Origin of the sequence: Natronobacillus azotifigens, assembly GCF_026805325.1 — a bacterium.
Taxonomy (GTDB): Bacteria; Bacillota; Bacilli; order Bacillales; family Amphibacillaceae; genus Natronobacillus; species Natronobacillus azotifigens.
Genome location: NZ_JAPRAT010000005.1, coordinates 45,546 through 61,719 on the forward strand (window position 1 = coordinate 45,546; position 16,174 = coordinate 61,719).

15 protein-coding genes are annotated in these 16,174 nt (G+C 37.2%); 2 read left to right on the plus strand and 13 right to left on the minus strand.

Translation table 11 applies throughout. From position 1 onward, the window contains the following. Positions 1-39: 39 nt before the first annotated feature. The 3 genes from OWO01_RS03930 to OWO01_RS03940 all read right to left on the minus strand — a co-directional run bounded on the left by OWO01_RS03930 (position 40) and on the right by OWO01_RS03940 (position 3,225). Complete coding sequence (locus OWO01_RS03930; RefSeq protein ID WP_268779130.1) at positions 40-384, minus strand: LapA family protein; 345 nt, start codon at positions 382-384, stop codon at positions 40-42. Between the two features lie 102 nt (positions 385-486). Further along, positions 487-2,742 carry a protein translocase subunit SecDF gene (gene secDF / locus OWO01_RS03935; RefSeq protein ID WP_268779131.1) on the minus strand — a complete coding sequence of 752 codons (2,256 nt, stop codon included), beginning with the start codon at positions 2,740-2,742 and terminating at the stop codon, positions 487-489. Positions 2,743-2,937: 195 nt separating this feature from the next. Next, a complete protein-coding gene (locus OWO01_RS03940) occupies positions 2,938-3,225 on the minus strand; it encodes a post-transcriptional regulator (protein WP_268779132.1) in 288 nt (95 codons plus the stop codon). Between the two features lie 118 nt (positions 3,226-3,343). Between OWO01_RS03940 and spoVB the strand changes: the two genes are divergently transcribed. Then, complete coding sequence (spoVB, locus tag OWO01_RS03945; protein ID WP_268779133.1) at positions 3,344-4,897, plus strand: stage V sporulation protein B; 1,554 nt, start codon at positions 3,344-3,346, stop codon at positions 4,895-4,897. Here the strand turns inward: spoVB and OWO01_RS03950 are convergent. Both OWO01_RS03950 and OWO01_RS03955 read right to left on the minus strand, forming a co-directional pair. Further along, on the minus strand, positions 4,892-5,536 hold the full coding sequence (locus OWO01_RS03950; RefSeq protein ID WP_268779205.1) for a DUF421 domain-containing protein: 645 nt from the start codon (positions 5,534-5,536) through the stop codon (positions 4,892-4,894). The two genes, spoVB and OWO01_RS03950, sit on opposite strands and share 6 nt — an antisense overlap. Positions 5,537-6,382: 846 nt before the next feature. Beyond that, on the minus strand, positions 6,383-7,675 hold the full coding sequence (locus OWO01_RS03955; protein ID WP_268779134.1) for an ArsB/NhaD family transporter: 1,293 nt from the start codon (positions 7,673-7,675) through the stop codon (positions 6,383-6,385). A 141-nt stretch (positions 7,676-7,816) separates the two neighbouring features. On the opposite strand from OWO01_RS03955, the gene OWO01_RS03960 reads away from it, so the two are divergent. Beyond that, positions 7,817-8,194 (plus strand): TIGR04086 family membrane protein, encoded by a 378-nt coding sequence (locus tag OWO01_RS03960; RefSeq protein WP_268779135.1) that lies wholly within the window; start codon positions 7,817-7,819, stop codon positions 8,192-8,194. 52 nt (positions 8,195-8,246) lie between these two features. Here the strand turns inward: OWO01_RS03960 and OWO01_RS03965 are convergent, their stop codons facing one another. From OWO01_RS03965 to OWO01_RS04000, 8 genes are all read right to left on the minus strand, one after another. Further along, the gene (locus OWO01_RS03965) at positions 8,247-9,788 is read right to left on the minus strand and encodes a hypothetical protein (protein WP_268779136.1); all 1,542 of its coding nucleotides are present in this window, start codon (positions 9,786-9,788) and stop codon (positions 8,247-8,249) included. A gap of 196 nt (positions 9,789-9,984) precedes the next feature. After that, positions 9,985-10,260, minus strand: coding sequence for a preprotein translocase subunit YajC (gene yajC / locus OWO01_RS03970; protein WP_268779137.1), 276 nt, complete (start codon positions 10,258-10,260; stop codon positions 9,985-9,987). Between the two features lie 17 nt (positions 10,261-10,277). Beyond that, on the minus strand, positions 10,278-11,417 hold the full coding sequence (tgt, locus tag OWO01_RS03975; protein ID WP_268779138.1) for a tRNA guanosine(34) transglycosylase Tgt: 1,140 nt from the start codon (positions 11,415-11,417) through the stop codon (positions 10,278-10,280). 25 nt (positions 11,418-11,442) lie between these two features. Then, positions 11,443-12,471 carry a tRNA preQ1(34) S-adenosylmethionine ribosyltransferase-isomerase QueA gene (queA, locus tag OWO01_RS03980; protein WP_268779139.1) on the minus strand — a complete coding sequence of 343 codons (1,029 nt, stop codon included), beginning with the start codon at positions 12,469-12,471 and terminating at the stop codon, positions 11,443-11,445. A 103-nt stretch (positions 12,472-12,574) separates the two neighbouring features. Next, complete coding sequence (gene ruvB, locus OWO01_RS03985; RefSeq protein ID WP_268779140.1) at positions 12,575-13,576, minus strand: Holliday junction branch migration DNA helicase RuvB; 1,002 nt, start codon at positions 13,574-13,576, stop codon at positions 12,575-12,577. 18 nt (positions 13,577-13,594) lie between these two features. Next, the gene (gene ruvA / locus OWO01_RS03990; RefSeq protein WP_268779141.1) at positions 13,595-14,200 is read right to left on the minus strand and encodes a Holliday junction branch migration protein RuvA; all 606 of its coding nucleotides are present in this window, start codon (positions 14,198-14,200) and stop codon (positions 13,595-13,597) included. Between the two features lie 218 nt (positions 14,201-14,418). Beyond that, positions 14,419-15,072, minus strand: a complete 654-nt coding sequence (locus tag OWO01_RS03995; RefSeq protein WP_268779142.1) for a BofC C-terminal domain-containing protein — start codon at positions 15,070-15,072, stop codon at positions 14,419-14,421. Between the two features lie 628 nt (positions 15,073-15,700). Next, positions 15,701-16,021 (minus strand): hypothetical protein, encoded by a 321-nt coding sequence (locus OWO01_RS04000; protein WP_268779143.1) that lies wholly within the window; start codon positions 16,019-16,021, stop codon positions 15,701-15,703. Positions 16,022-16,174 lie beyond the last annotated feature (153 nt).

Genomic DNA, 16,174 nt, shown 5'->3' on the forward strand with positions numbered 1-16,174 from the left:
TTATACTAGAGTGTGTCAGGGGGTTCAAACGAAATCGTATTACTTTTCTATTTGATTTTGAGTATCTGATCTTTCTTCACTTGAAGTTTCGAAAAATTCACCTTCTGTAATTTCTATATCTTCAGCTGGTTGATTTATTCGTAGTTTTTCATTTTCTTCTTTCAATACCTTCATTTCTCGTTGTAATCGTAACAAATGGAAAATACCAAATCCACCTGTAATTAAACCACCCATTAAAACAGAGATAAGTATGACTAGAATTAAAGGGGCCTCACCAGTCGTAAATAAATAATTTACTTCTACTGGATCCACATTAATAACCGCAAATATTGCGACGATTAGGGCAAACACTAGCGCAGAGATAATATACGTTTGTCCTCTCATTTCATCCACCTCTTCTCAAAAAATAAAATTGCAGTAAGTTCTGTTATGTTTACCACATAAAAACGCTCCCTAAACGTAGCAGTTTTTGGGAGCGAATATTTTTTAAACTTGTGGAGCATCATTTCGTTGTTTTTCAACATAAACTATTGGCTTTTCTTTAATATTTCTACCTCTCCATATTAACCAAACTTGTGCCGCAATAAATTGGGATGAGTACATACCTGCTAACAATCCTACGACTAAGGCAAAGGAGAAATTCGTAATGGCTGCTGCACCAAATATATACAAGGCAAGTGCAGCGACAACTACAGTTAAGACCGTATTGATACTTCTTGCTAATGTCTGCATTAAACTATTATTTACGATTTTTGCTAACTCATCAAAAGAACGTACACGTTTCTTTATCTTTAAGTTTTCACGAATCCGGTCAAACGTAACGATCGTATCGTTAATCGAATACCCCACAATGGTTAATATCGCAGCAATAATCGTAACATTAAACTCAATTTGTGTCATGCTAAAAACAGCTAGAATAAAGAAAGCGTCATGTAGTAACGCAACAATAGCGGTTACTGCAAAATAAAATTCAAATCGGATCGTAACATAAATAATGATCCCAATCGCTGCATATAGGACAGCTAAAAAGGCATTACGAGCAAGTTCTTGACCAACAACAGGAGAAACCGTACTTGAATTTGGTTCAGAACCATATAATTCTTCAAAATGAGCACGCAATTCTGCAATTGTTTCTTGTCCCAATTGCTCGTCAAAACGCGCAACGGCAATCTCATTATTGTTTCCGGAAAAAACAATATTTTGTGGCTCTAAATCAATTTCTGCAAAATCATTCATGATCTGATCAGCATCTACAGGATCTTCCGTATTAATCTCAATTCGAGAACCACTAGTGAAATGAATACTTAAATTAAGTCCCAGTGTACTAAGGAAGACAACACCTGCAAGCATTAATGTACCTGATATAATAAAGAATTTTTTCCGGTGTTTAACAAAATCAAATTGTTTTCCAAAAAAGGTTGGTTCAATTGGGGTCGGATCAGAGATCGATTGAATTTGATTATCTTTCAGTCCGAACCAAGTATGACGTTTATTTAAAACACGACTTTTCACCCATAAACCTAAGAAGAACCTAGAAATAAACACTGCTGTTACAAAACTTAAAACGATACTGACAATAAGCAGTGTTGCAAAACCCTTCACAGAGCTTGTACCAAAAATGAACAAGACCGTCGCTGCAATCAATGTCGTAATATTCGCGTCAAAGATCGTTGACATTGAGTTTTTATTCGCCGCGTCGAACGCTGCAATCATGGATTTCCCTTGCTTTAATTCTTCTTTCATTCGTTCAAATGTAATGATGTTGGCGTCTACAGCCATCCCTACACCTAGAATTAATGCTGCAATTCCCGGTAATGTTAATACACCATTCATCCAACCAAATACAAGTAACACCAAATATATATACAAACTTAAAGTGACTACCGAGATAAGTCCTGGAAAACGATAATAACCAATCATAAAGAGAAAAATAAATAATATACCGAGCGCACCAGCGAAAATCGTCTGACTCATTGCATCCATTCCAAACTGCGCACTAACGGAATCTGTAGATTCTTCAATCAAATTAACAGGCAAAGACCCTGCGTTTAAAATATCTGCTAACTGTTGAGCTGATTGAACGGTGAAAGACCCAGAGATTACTACTGTACTTTGATTGAGCACATCTCGGATCACAGGTGCCGAAATATATTTAGGATCCGCTTTTTGTGACTCTTCTTGATAAGAATCTCCCTCTTCATAATCCATCCAAATAACCAATTGATTGCTTAACGATTGATCTTCTAGAATCGTTCGGGTTACTTCCCCAAAAAGGTTCCCATCTTGTAGTTGAACCGATACAATCGGTTGATTGGTTTGTGGATCAAAATCTTGTCGCGCTCCACCCTCAACTAAATCTGATCCATCTAAGTACTCTCGATCTTCTACATCACGAAATGATAGTCGAGCGGAGGTTGCTAACAATTCACGAGCTTCATCTTCATTTTCTATGCCCGCTAACTGGACACGAATACGATTTGGCTCTTCAATATCAAAGTTTGGCTCACTGACTCCTAACACATCTACTCGTTGACGTAAAGATTGAACTGTTGCGTCCAATACGCCAGTCGTAATTTCTTGATCTTCATTTAAGGGTTCTACTTGATAAAGAATCTCTACCCCACCCTGTAGATCTAAGCCTAGATTCATATCTCTAGTGATTCCTGTAACTGTTGTTCCAACAACTGCCGCTAACGTTAGAACAATAAGAAAAAAGGCAATCACTCTGCCTCGTTTTATCATATAATCTTGTGCCTCCTCCACGTTACTTACTTTTTTAAAAGTACGTGTATTATCTTATTTCTATTTACTCTTTTATCTCGAATATAACCAGGAAAACAAACTCCCAAATGTATTATGATACCTTTAGCAATCGTTGTCAATTATCGATGTTAAATTTTCGTGTAAGTATCGGAGGTTTCTCCAAATCTTTTTCGACTATTCTTCAAATTGGGTTAATGCCGCAATAGATTCCATCAGATCATCTGATTGGTACGATTGAACCGTTATAAAACTCATGAATAAGTGTGGATTCAGATGAAAAACATCCTCTACCACTTGATATAAACGCTTCTCGGGGGTCCCTCTCCATACTTTATTAACTAAACAATCCCAAACAACTTCTGGTGTTGCCTCATCATAGCCAAACAACTGTAACTCACTTGCTTTACTTTGAATCACTTCTGCAATCATCGGTTTCCAATCTACTACAGATTTAACCTTCATGAAAAATCCTCCTCTATTTTACCGCTTATCTCATCTACTTGTCATGCTCGTACCTTTTGCTTGCATATATATTATTGTAGCGGATTTTTAATTTTTTGAGAAGGTAGGATTAACAAATATGCAGAAGCAAACTTTTCTTCAAGGAACACTAATTTTAATATTTGCCGGTTTAATCACCAGATTATTAGGTTTTATCAATAGAATTGTTGTTGCGAGATTGATGGGGGAAGAAGGAATCGGTCTATACAATATGGCATTACCAACACTATTTTTGGTATACACACTTTCTCAATTTGGCTTACCCATTGCCATTTCAAAACGCGTCGCAGAGGCAGAAGCAAGAAATGATACGAGGAAAATGAAACAAATTCTTGTCATTTCTCTATTAGTAACAGGCACGTTAAGTATTTTTTTCTCCATCGCCATGATAATAGGTGCTCCTTTGATCGCAACAAAATTACTTACAGACGAACGAACCTTGTATCCGTTAATCGCGATCACACCAATGGTACCAATTAGTGCGATTGGTTCAGTTATTCGTGGTTATTTTCAAGGTAGACAAAATATGAAACCACAAAGCTATGCACAGGTATTGGAACAAATTATCCGCATTTCTTGTGTTGCATTTTTCGTACGCTTATTCCTTCCCTACGGTATCGAATATGCTGCTAGTGGAGCAATGATCTCTGTTATCATTGGAGAATTACTATCTCTAATGTTAATGATCCACTTGTTTCGTAAAGATACAAAGATTAAAATTCAAGGCGCTTTCTTTTCGTCGATTAAAAATAGTATCGGAACCTTAAAATCCTTATTATCGATTGCACTACCAAGTACCGGAAGCCGTCTCGTTAGTTCAATTTCTAATTTTCTTGAACCAATTCTTGTAGCACAAAGTTTAGCAATTGCCGGCATTCAGACTAGTATTGCTACCAAACAATATGGAGAATTAACTGGATATGCCATTCCGTTACTATTTTTCCCTACTTTTATTACCCATTCCTTAGCGGTGGCCTTAATTCCAAACATAAGTGAAGCAGAAGCGAACAGAAATCACAATCTCGTCCATTATCGGGTACACCAAGCCATTCGGATCTCGTTCGCATCCGGTGCAATCTCAACTGTAATTATGAGTCTTTTCTCTGTACCCATTTTACAATTCATGTATGGGACGAGCAATGCAAGTCGATTTATCGTTTTTATGGCACCATTTTTTTTACTGATCTATATCCAATTCCCGATGAATGCTGCGCTTCAAGCATTAGACTATGCGAAATTAGCCATGTGGAATAACATCATTAGCACCGTTGTGAAATTTGCTGTCTTAATATTCTTTACTTCGAATTCAACTTTCGGAATTATGGGTGCAGCCATTGGTTTAACGGTAGGTGTCGTTCTAGGAACGATGCTCCATTATGCTACGCTTCATCGTGTTATTTCTTTTCGGATAGAATTTTCAGATATGGTGAAAATGACAACGTTAATCGTTATCACTTGGCTGACAGGTAAATTTCTTCAACAACTTTTCCCAGACTATGGTGAAAATTTTCTGATTTTTATCATAACCCTCTTATTATTGCTTGTTATTTATATCTTTCTTTTATTCACATTAAGGTTTGTTACAAAAGATGAATTAGAACAAATCCCGATACTAAAACGCCTATTCTCATAGGCGTTCGTTTTTTATATCTATATACCACTGATTATTATCATCAATCGAACAGAAGGATATTTGCTCAAGATCATCATACCCTTTTTTGATCAACTCCTGTCTCAACCATGCTTCTGATTTATTAATCTCTTCTAAGTTATCTCTTTGTATGTCTCCGTCCATGATCAATGTATAAACAAAACCTGCTGAAACAGTGGGGGTTTTTTCAAAAATTGATAGTTTTCCGGATGGTTCCAGAATCGCATATTCTACATCTTGAATACTTTTAGTACCGTTTTCTCGTAATTGCTGGGTCAAATCATCAAAATTATAACGTTGTTTTTTCATTTCATGCTCATCAATTTTTCCCGCTGTTACAATAATCGAGGGCTTACCTTCAAACCATTCTCGAAATCGCTTGCTTTTTAGTGAAATGATAGCTGTCAAACGTTGAATAATAACTAATACGATCATTGGTACGGTAGCATCTCTAATTTTCCGATCCGGGTCTTCAATGGCAAATACTGCAATTTCAGCCATCATAATAAAAATGACGATATCCAGTAAACTTAACTCACCAATTTCTCTTTTACCCATCATGCGAAAAAGTAGTACAATGATTCCGTATGTTACGATTGTTCGGTAAATCATTTTCCCCATCTCTACATCCACGATGTTCACACCTTTATGCTTTTCCATTAGCATGAACGTATTCATCGGAAATATACATCACTTATTAAGACAGACCGTGGATAAAGCCCGGTCCTTTAAAACATTGACTAAGTACTCTAATAACGCTACGGCAACAAATAGGCTCCCTTTCTGCAGGCAAATATTTACGATGGGGCGAGTAATCGCAGTCCCACGGCTTTAGCTAACTCGGGAGCAAACGCTTCGGAGTGGATCTTCAGCTCGTGCAGTTCCTGCTAGAGTGTCACCCATTTGTTGCCTACGCTTGTTTAGTGCAAATTGTTTACTATTACCCTAATCTTATCTTAGAAGAGTCTTAAAAATATAAAGTAAATATATAACCACATATTCGAGAGTCTGCATGTAAAAAAGCTAAGGAAATATACGTAGTCTTCTAGAAAAGCATTTCGTTGAAGCGAGTAATCGCAGCTTCAGGACAAACCGAAGATCCATTTTCAGAAGCATTTTTCTTTTGAAAATCAGCTGAGGTTGTCCCTCAAGAAAGCGTAGTGTATTTCCGTAAACGAGGCTACGGTTGCAACAATAGCCATTTATTTTTAAATCAAACAAAAGACCTTAACCTTTCCTTTGGTATATCAACAAAAAACTTATACATTCTTACTCTTATTAGAAATAATTGGTAAGATCGTCGGTTCTTTAAGACTTTTTATATCATTTATACAGGATATGCTTGGCACTTCAGTTACGACGGTCGCTTCCACCAAAGGATGGATATAAGTGCGAGATCGGACTTAAAATACTATCGTCGTTTTTTCTTACCGAGGACGTGCCTTAGCTGATGGAAGTTCCTCCTTATCAGCCGAGAAAAGGGATTAAATAACGAATGTAAAGATAAATCATCGAAACAACTAGTGAGAAAATGACAAAAGGAACACCATATTTTAAGAAACGAACAAAAGAGATTGGCTCTCCTTCCGCTTCTGCAATTCCAGAAACCACTACATTTGCTGAAGCGCCAATTAGGGTTCCGTTGCCACCTAAACAAGCACCTAAAGCTAGAGCCCACCATAAAGGGTCTACATACGTCATACCATATGTCTGAAACTCTTGAATAACAGGAATCATTGCTGCCACAAAAGGAATATTGTTAATCATCTGTGATATTAGCCCAGAAATCCATAACAGCAACACAGCTGTTACTGGTAAATCACCATTTGTTAAATAAATAATCCAACGGGCAACTTCGTCAATAATCCCTACTTCCTGTAATCCTCCTACCAACATAAACAATCCAATAAAGAAGAATAACGTGATCCATTCTACTTCTTGAAATACTTTTTCTGTTTTCAACTCTTTTTCTGTTAACAGCAATAACAATAAAGCACCACAAACTGCAACCGTTGTTAAGTCAATATGAAACACTGGATGTAGTAAGAAGCCAGCCATCGTTATGACTAATACGGTTATAGACTGATAAAGCATCGGTGTTTTTTCAAGATAGTCATTTGGATTGATCTCTAATAACTCTTTTACTAATTGCTTATTCGCCGAGAAATCTTTTCGAAATCGTAAAATCATTAATAGCAACATGCAAATAAACAGAATGACTACAACAGGCCCCAAGTGAACAATGAATGAACTGAATGTTAAATGTTCCACGGCTTGCCCAATCATAATATTGGGAGGATCTCCTATTAATGTTGCTGTTCCGCCAATGTTTGAGCTAAATATAATTGTGAGTAGGTACGGAAAAGATGGTAACTGCAGTAATTTCGTTATCGTTAAAATAATCGGTACAAACAACAAAACTGTCGTGACATTATCTAATAAGGCAGATCCAATCGCTGTTAAAAAAGCTGTTCCAATTAAGAGAGGGATCGGCGCACCTTTTACTTGTTGGGCAAAACGTATCGCGATATATGTGAATAAACCGGTTTTTTTTGTGATCGAGACCAACACCATCATTGAAAATAATAATGCAATGGTGCTCCAATCAATATAACGAGTAAATGCAATATTCCAGGTATAAATATTCGAAATTAATAAAAGAACACCGCCAGAAACTGCAACAAGCGCTTGATTAATTTTTCCAGAGATAATAAGTAAATAACTGATAACAAAAATGATGATGGTAAGCGTGACTGCCATAGTCTGTCCCCTTCCTGAGGAAATCTAGTGGATAATTGGACTTGCTTACAATATATGCGTCAGTTACAGAAATATTGAAGTCTATTTTTTTCTTTTGCTCATATATTTAAAATAAAAGGACGAGCAAAGGAGGAAAACATCTTGAAAAATCGATCAACCGCTTTACTGTATGGCTGGATTACGATATTAGCATTATTGATTGTTGCTAGTTTGTTTTTTGCGGTACTGCTTCGTTTTACTTCTATCTCTGAATCAACGATCAGGTTATTTACAACCTTAACGGGATTGCTAATCTTATTAATCGGTGCACTGGTGGCTGGGGTCAAAGCAAAAGAAAAAGGATGGATAATTGGAGTAGTTATTAGTTTGGGTTTTAGTTTATTTATCTACTTGTATCAGTACTTGGGCTATCAACAACATTTCACGGTTGAACAACTGCTATATCATGGAGGATTTTTACTGGCAAGTATTCTAGGGGCCGTTATTGGGGTGAATATAGGTGATAAACAACAAACATAAAGCGGGCAGCACAAGTGCTACCCGCTTTCCTTCAGAAAAAAATATAAAAGATTTACAGAAACAGAACAGAAGCTAAGATACCTACTAGACCGATAACCGCAAGAATGTAGACTGGCAATTTAGGCATCTCTTCATTATTCTCCATCGCTCTACCAAACATGAAGAAAACAAATGGGTGAACAAGGAAAGTCATGGAAAATGTAAAGGTAATCAAGCCCGCTGCTTCTGCACCGAACATACCATTTTGAATCGCAGCAAACAGTCCAAAGTGAGAAATCGCTGAAGCTTTCGCCATAGCACTAAACTCTACCGACATCGGGTTAATACTTAACAAAATCATCCCGCCGAAAATAGCAATGAGTTGCCATCCAAAACCAAATTGCAACAACGATTTTATTTCAAAGCGATCAGTAGCATTTCCTTTAGCGCTTCTCAGATTTCGTAATCCTAATACTAACAACACGAATCCGAGTAGCATCATAACAACCGATGGCCACATAAATAATTTTTCTTGATCAGCACTTACTGCAAGAATAGAAAAAACAAAAATGTGCATTGCAAACGGTATGTTTACTAGCATTGGCGCACGGTCTGCTGCTTTGGTCCCTAAATCACCTGCAGTACATGCCCCCGTCAAACCGGTATGTGATAAGGCTCCAGCCATACCAGGTGCTAAATTACGAACACTAGCTGTATTGGCAAAGAACATGAGTAAAGCCATTCCACCAAACATCCAGAATACTTGACCAAAAAATCCATATCCTAGTACTGCGTTAGCGCCTTCCATGGAGAACACTTCACTTATACGAGAACCACCAACTAAAAACGTCCCTGCTAACACAACAGGAATACCTGCAAATAAAAGTGCTTTGATCGTTGGACCAAAAACATAGCTGTATAACAGCATACCCAATACAGTAGCGATTACCATCGCAAAGAAAATACTTGGAAGTGCGATATACTCTCCAATGAATTCTGCTAGATGAAATGCCACCAACGAAATCCCGATGATCACAATTATTTCTAAAACACCTTTACGTATGTATAAAGGTTTCTGTGTAATCGTTGCTTTGCTATCTATTAAAATAACTGCCCCAACAAGTCCAAGGTAAGCTAAAATAGGGTAGTAGTTACTGAGCGCACCGCCTTGCCCTGTAATAAGTCTAACAACCGCCTCAATACCTAATAGGATGAAAACGGAACGTACAATAAGAACCAATTGTGTTCTTTTTGTTCCTAATACTGCTTCTTCTTCAGATGGAACAAGTAAGTCTTTCGTCTTTCCCTCTTTATTACCAAAAATCCTCCGAATTTCCTGTCCCCCTACAAAGAAGGTAACAATTAATGCAATGTTTGTTGTTCTTGAAATCAAATCAATAACCGGAAATTGACCTAGACCAGGCTCAGCCAGTCCACTTGTCTCTAAAACAAACCCCATTGCTAACCCAAAAATAACAATAATTAAAATTGGGGAATAACGCGTCCCAGCTACGACGGTTCGTGCAACAAGAATCATCGGTACTAATAAGAATAACGTTAGCAAAAAATGATTTAATAATTGCAAACTTTCAACCTGTTGAATAAGATCTCCCATACTATTTCTCCTCTCGATTTTATCTATTCATATTTTCATTGGAATGCCACACTTATTCATTTTACTTATTTTTTGTGAAAAGGTAAACATAGAATATGTATTTTAATATTGAGATTATGTGAACAAATCAAGGCAGCCGATGAAGAATGCACAGATAAAGCGGGCAGCATAGTAGCCACCCGCTTTTCATCACTTATTATTGTTGCGGTTTGACAATCTCTTTCACAGAAGAGCGATCATATGTAAGCTTTTGTCCATTATGCACTTCAATAATGATCGTACCTTCGTCTAAAGAATGAACAACACCATGCAGTCCACCAATCGTAATGATCTGATCTCCTTTTGCTAAATCAGCTTGCATTTGATTAATCGCACTTTGACGTTTTTGTTGTGGACGTATTAACAGAAAATAAAATACGAAAGCCATTAAAATAAATGGCCATAGAAGCCTAATTAGTTCTCCCGGATTCATAAAGGTTTCCTCCTTTCCTAAAAGTTCTTTGCGTTTGGTTTATTAAAACCATATTGTTCAAAGAATTCTTCTCGAAAATCACCAAGTCGGTCTGCTTTTATTGCTTCTCGGACTTGCTCCATTAATTTTACCAGAAAATATAGGTTATGATAAGTGGTAAGTCGCAATCCAAAGGTTTCGTCCGCTTTTATTAAGTGTCGAATGTAAGCTCGCGAGTAATTTTTACAAGTATGACAATTACAATTTGGATCAAGTGGTGAGAAATCACGCGCAAATTTCGCATTGCGAACCACTAGACGCCCGTTTGAAGTCATACAAGTACCATTACGTGCAATTCGTGTAGGAAGAACACAGTCAAACATATCGATCCCTCGAATCGAACCATCAATTAATGAATCTGGTGAACCAACACCCATTAAGTAACGAGGTTTATTGTCAGGCAACCAATGTGTCGTGAAATCTAATACACGATTCATAACATCTTTAGGCTCACCAACTGATAACCCTCCGATTGCATACCCTGGAAAATCAAGCGAGGTAAGATCTTTTGCACTTTGCTTTCTTAATTCTTCATATTCTCCACCTTGAATAATTCCAAATAACCCTTGATCTTCTGGTCTTTCATGAGCTTTTAGACAGCGCTCAGCCCAACGGCTTGTCCGTTCTACTGAATCTTTCATATACTTGTGTTCAGCTGGATACGGAGGGCACTCATCAAATGCCATCATAATATCCGAGCCAAGTGCATTTTGAATTTGCATCGCTTTTTCGGGAGACAAAAATAGTTTTTCTCCACTAATGTGATTGCGGAAATGAACACCTTTTTCCTCAATGTTTCGTAAATCACTTAAACTAAACACTTGAAAACCACCAGAATCCGTTAAGATCGATCCATCCCAGTTCATAAATTTGTGCAATCCCCCGGCCTCTCGAATAATATCTTCACCCGGTCGTAACCATAAATGATACGTATTGGATAGAATAATTTTCGAACCAATCTCGGTTATTTCCTCTGGACTCATCGTTTTTACGGTTGCTAACGTTCCTACTGGCATGAAAACGGGCGTTTCAAAAGATCCATGAGGGGTGTGCACTTTCCCTAATCTAGCCCCTGTTTGTTTACATGTTTTGATTAATTCATAAGTTACTGCTGACATGGTTATTTCCCTTCTTTACTACAAGTTATAGAATCAACATGGCATCACCAAAACTAAAAAAGCGATACCTTTCATCGATTGCTGCTTGATAAGCACGTAAAATGAAATCTCGTCCTGCTAGTGCACTTACTAACATGACTAGTGTTGATTTTGGCAAGTGAAAATTCGTAATTAACCCATCGATTGCTTTAAATTCATAAGATGGATAAATAAAAATAGACGTCCAATCACTAGCAGGAACAATTTCACCATTATGCTCGGTTGCAATCGTCTCAAGCGTTCGTGTGGAAGTAGTGCCTACCGCAATGACTCTGCCACCAGCTTTTTTGACTGCAGATATCTTTTGGGCATTTTCTTTCGATAAATGATAAAATTCTGAATGCATATCATGCTCTTCTATTGTGTCCACACTTACCGGACGAAATGTGCCCAACCCTACATGAAGCGTAACAAAAGCGACCTCTATTCCCTTTGCTTTCACCTGATCTAATAAATCTGTTGTGAAATGTAAACCTGCGGTAGGAGCTGCGGCCGATCCTTGTTCACGTGCATATACTGTTTGGTAACGAGATTGATCTGATAATTGTTCTTTAATGTATGGTGGTAAAGGCATTTCCCCAAGTTCAGTTAGTACCTCCATGAAAATTCCCTCATAAGCGAATTTCACCATTCTTCCGCCATGCTTTTTTTCTTCTAAGCAGACACAATGTAATTGACCATGACCAAAAACAATTTCAGTTCCTGATTTAATTTTCTTAGCCGGTTTTACTAGTACTTCCCAAACATCATCTTCTTGTTGATGTAACAATAAAATTTCTATCTTTGCTCCCGTATCTTTCTTGCTTCCATATAATCTTGCAGGAAGGACTTTTGTGTCATTTAACACAAGACAATCACCAGGATTCAAATAATCAATAATATCACGGAAATGACGATGCTCGATCGTTTCATTAGCTCGATTCATCACTAACAAGCGTGATGACGTACGGTCTTTCAATGGTGTTTGTGCGATCAATTCTTCAGGTAAATCAAAATCAAAATCTTTTATCTCCATGTTATACTCCTATCTAACAAGCGCTTTATTCTTTTATAGAAAGACACGTTAAATTGACACTCAATGGTTATCATTATAACCGTTAGCTTTTAATTAAGCTAGATTATCTATTCGGAATTTCTCTCTGAAAATGTTCATACGCTTTCGGGGTAACTATTCGCCCTCTAGGCGTACGTTGAATGAAGCCTATCTGTAATAAATAGGGCTCATATACATCTTCGATTGTTTGTGATTCTTCACCTATGGTAGCAGCAAGTGTATCTAGGCCAACTGGTCCACCTTGAAAAGAATCGATAATTGCCAATAATAGCTTATGATCGATATGATCTAGGCCCGTTTGATCAACTTGAAGCATCGTTAGTGCCTCTTGAGTCGTCCCAAGACTAATCGCCTTTTCCCCTTTTACTTGTGAAATATCGCGTACTCGCTTCAATAAGCGATTTGCAATTCGCGGCGTCCCCCTCGATCTGCGGGCAATTTCTAAAGCTGCGTCTCTAGCAATTGCTACATCAAATATCGTTGCTGTTCGTTCTACAATTTCCCGTAAATCATCAATCTCGTAATACTCCAAACGACTTAGAACACCGAAACGATCTCTTAGCGGAGCGGTCAACAAACCAGCTCTTGTCGTTGCACCTACTAAAGTGAACGGTGGTAGATCTAACCGAACAGATCTTGCTGTAGAACCAGAACCAATAACAATATCGAGACAAAAATCTTCCATTGCGGGATATAATATTTCTTCTACAGCACGAGGCAACCGATGGATTTCATCAATAAACAGGACATCTCCTGCTTCTAGCGAGGATAAAATTGCAGCCAAATCTCCTGCTCGTTCAATTGCAGGACCAGATGTAGTTCGAAATTGAACTTCCATTTCATTCGCTATAATGGAAGCCATCGTAGTTTTCCCAAGTCCTGGTGGCCCGTACAATAAAACATGGTCTAACGGTTCATGACGGAGCTTCGCAGCCTCAATAAATATCGCTAAATTTTTCTTTGCTTTCGTTTGACCAATATATTGTGCTAACGTACTTGGACGTAAACTAAGTTCAACTGATGAGTCTTCCTCTAGTATTCCCCCGGAAATTACACGTTCTTCCATATCTTCACCCCCCGCTTGTTATTGCATTAATAATGCTAACCCTTTACGTATTAACTCATCAATACTTTTCGTATTTTCTTGTTTAAGAGCAGGTGTAATTGCTTTAAGTTCTCGATCCGAGTATCCTAGCGACTTTAATGCTTCGATCGCTTCGGTCACTTCCTTGGTTATGGTAGTTGGACTAGAGACAGTTTGTCCCTGATCATTGGCTGTTTGTGTGATCACAAACGGTAACTTTCCTTTTAAATCAAGAATCATTTGTCTTGCTGTTTTCTTTCCGACACCCGGAAATCCTGTTAGGAATTTTTCATTTTCTTCTTCAATAGCAAGCGTAAATTCTTCTACACCTGCATTACCAACAATCGCTAGAGCACCTTTTGGTCCAATACCCGATACATTCAATATTTGAGAGAACAATGTTTTTTCATCTATTTTTTCAAAGCCATATAGTATTTGTGCATCTTCACGAACATGATGGTATGTATGAATTTTCACTATTTCACCAAGCTTATGTTGGAATTTTAGTGGATTTGCACAAATGATTTCATATCCGACTCCATTCACTTCTATAATAACCACCAAATCGGTTACTGACTCTAGTTTACCATGTATGTATGCGATCATCATTATCTCTCCCTAATCTTCACTTCACTATCTACTAGTATTTTATCATACAATCGTATGTTCGCACACCCTTTGCTGGTGACATTGAGTTCAGACTATTAATGGAGAAAACTATGAACTTAATGAATGGGATTTTTCGAACTGAAAGAGCCCTGACTTGATGCCAGGGCTCTTTCAGTTTTATCCTATACATAATGGAAGCAGTCTACACTCTGATATTAGCCTTGCACTTGTTCCGTTGGACTATAACTTCGAAAAACTTCTAATGTTTGTTGATAGGTTTCTTTAGAATCAATTTTAATTCCATTATTTAATCGTTCGATATCTTCTTTTGTTAATTCATTTTTATCTATATGATAAAAAGACTGTATAACTTGTTCATATTCTGGTTCTCCTTCAAAAATAGTTAACGTATCATCATAAAGACCAAAATGGCCAACTTTTTTCAAATAAGTAGAAACATCATCAATTTGTTTTCGGAAAGTAAGTTGACCTACTTTTTGATCGATTAGCTGATAATCACTGTATTCACTCCAAAAATCTTCCATAGCACTAATTGTTTCTTCAATGATTTTTGTCTCCATTCGTCCGTCTATATACTGTTCTTGTAGTATCACTTCTATTACTGCTAAATCATCTGGATTATTTTGATTTTCTATATCAATGGCTGCAGCTGTTTCTATTTCATTTTCTGACTTTTCTTCAACTTTCTCTAAGTCTTCATCTACAGGATTTAAGCTTATTAATATAAATAAGCCTAAGATAGCAATTGCCAACATAATAAATCTTTTTCTTCGATTCATCTTGTTCACCTCAATCAAGTTTTTGTTACGTTTACTATTAGCTTGACCAATTTCCGCTATTTTACTCATCTTCTATAGAAATCTTCTTATTATTTTTAGTATCTACTGATTTGATCCTTCATGCTTAATTACAACATAGTAGATGCAAACTGTGTGGTAAATAATTTATTTTTTTCACTCTAATGAGGTTCACTCGAAGGTAGAGGATCAAAAGAACTGTAACTTCTTTAAGGCGGGGTTTTCCCCTAGGTTCAGGGCAGGAGATAACGCTAACCTCGTCAAGATGACCTATCTTGCCTAGGTTGAGGGCTAAAATTGGGGCTAACCTCGTCGAAACTACTTCTTTCACTTAGGTTGATCCTAAAAAAGGGCTGCAACCTTGCTGAAACGCCTACTTAAACCTAGATTCACACCTCGCAGTTTATACATAAAGTGAAACTTCAATCTTTTTTTGGGGGGGATTAGATATCCCCCTACTGACTGTTAGCCCTAAAGGCCCTTGAACCATTTGGGTACTAGCGTCCGCTACTCCCACTTGAATTCTCGTTGTTTTGAAGTGGGAGTCTTATGAACGATTGGTCTGGAATCAATACGTAAATAGACAAAGGGAAATTATTTGGGGATGATGGAAGGGTGTTGAGTTGGTTTGTTCAATTGGGTTATCTACTAAAATTCAAAAATAAATACCGACTAAATATTAGTCGGTATACACAACAAAATCATAATCAAGAGGATCAACAATTCGGATCTTTAAAATTTCATCTGAAGTTAGCTCTACTTCTTCTCCAACATAATAACAAACAGAATGATGAAGATTTTCTTGATGCATAGTAATTAAATAGCGATTTTCCGATAGTTTTTTCACTTGGTTAAATTGCAATTCTCGAATCGTGTTTTGTTTTTTCTTTTGATAGATCACATAATATTCTTTTTCTTCATTGATAAAACGATCTAAAAACTTTATGGAATCTTGTTTATCATATTCAGAAAATCGATCACTATCATTTGTTTCACCCATTTTAATTAAACACCTCGATATATCAAATTATTAATAGCATATGAAGCAAGTTAACAATCGGAACTAGATAAAGTGAAACTATAATCAGTGGGGGTTTTTAGGTATTCCTCCACTGATTGTTAGCTGAACCATTCGGGGTGCTATCATCCGTAT

Excerpts from the sequence above, each read along its gene's own strand:
- OWO01_RS03930 (WP_268779130.1), bottom strand. The coding sequence starts at position 384 with ATGAGAGGACAAACGTATATTATCTCTGCGCTAGTGTTTGCCCTAATC.
- secDF (WP_268779131.1), bottom strand. The coding sequence starts at position 2,742 with ATGATAAAACGAGGCAGAGTGATTGCCTTTTTTCTTATTGTTCTAACG.
- OWO01_RS03940 (WP_268779132.1), bottom strand. The coding sequence starts at position 3,225 with ATGAAGGTTAAATCTGTAGTAGATTGGAAACCGATGATTGCAGAAGTG.
- spoVB (WP_268779133.1), top strand. The coding sequence starts at position 3,344 with ATGCAGAAGCAAACTTTTCTTCAAGGAACACTAATTTTAATATTTGCC.
- OWO01_RS03950 (WP_268779205.1), bottom strand. The coding sequence starts at position 5,536 with ATGGGGAAAATGATTTACCGAACAATCGTAACATACGGAATCATTGTA.
- OWO01_RS03955 (WP_268779134.1), bottom strand. The coding sequence starts at position 7,675 with ATGGCAGTCACGCTTACCATCATCATTTTTGTTATCAGTTATTTACTT.
- OWO01_RS03965 (WP_268779136.1), bottom strand. The coding sequence starts at position 9,788 with ATGGGAGATCTTATTCAACAGGTTGAAAGTTTGCAATTATTAAATCAT.
- yajC (WP_268779137.1), bottom strand. The coding sequence starts at position 10,260 with ATGAATCCGGGAGAACTAATTAGGCTTCTATGGCCATTTATTTTAATG.
- tgt (WP_268779138.1), bottom strand. The coding sequence starts at position 11,417 with ATGTCAGCAGTAACTTATGAATTAATCAAAACATGTAAACAAACAGGG.
- queA (WP_268779139.1), bottom strand. The coding sequence starts at position 12,471 with ATGGAGATAAAAGATTTTGATTTTGATTTACCTGAAGAATTGATCGCA.
- ruvB (WP_268779140.1), bottom strand. The coding sequence starts at position 13,576 with ATGGAAGAACGTGTAATTTCCGGGGGAATACTAGAGGAAGACTCATCA.
- ruvA (WP_268779141.1), bottom strand. The coding sequence starts at position 14,200 with ATGATCGCATACATACATGGTAAACTAGAGTCAGTAACCGATTTGGTG.
- OWO01_RS03995 (WP_268779142.1), bottom strand. The coding sequence starts at position 15,072 with ATGAGTAAAATAGCGGAAATTGGTCAAGCTAATAGTAAACGTAACAAA.
- OWO01_RS04000 (WP_268779143.1), bottom strand. The coding sequence starts at position 16,021 with ATGGGTGAAACAAATGATAGTGATCGATTTTCTGAATATGATAAACAA.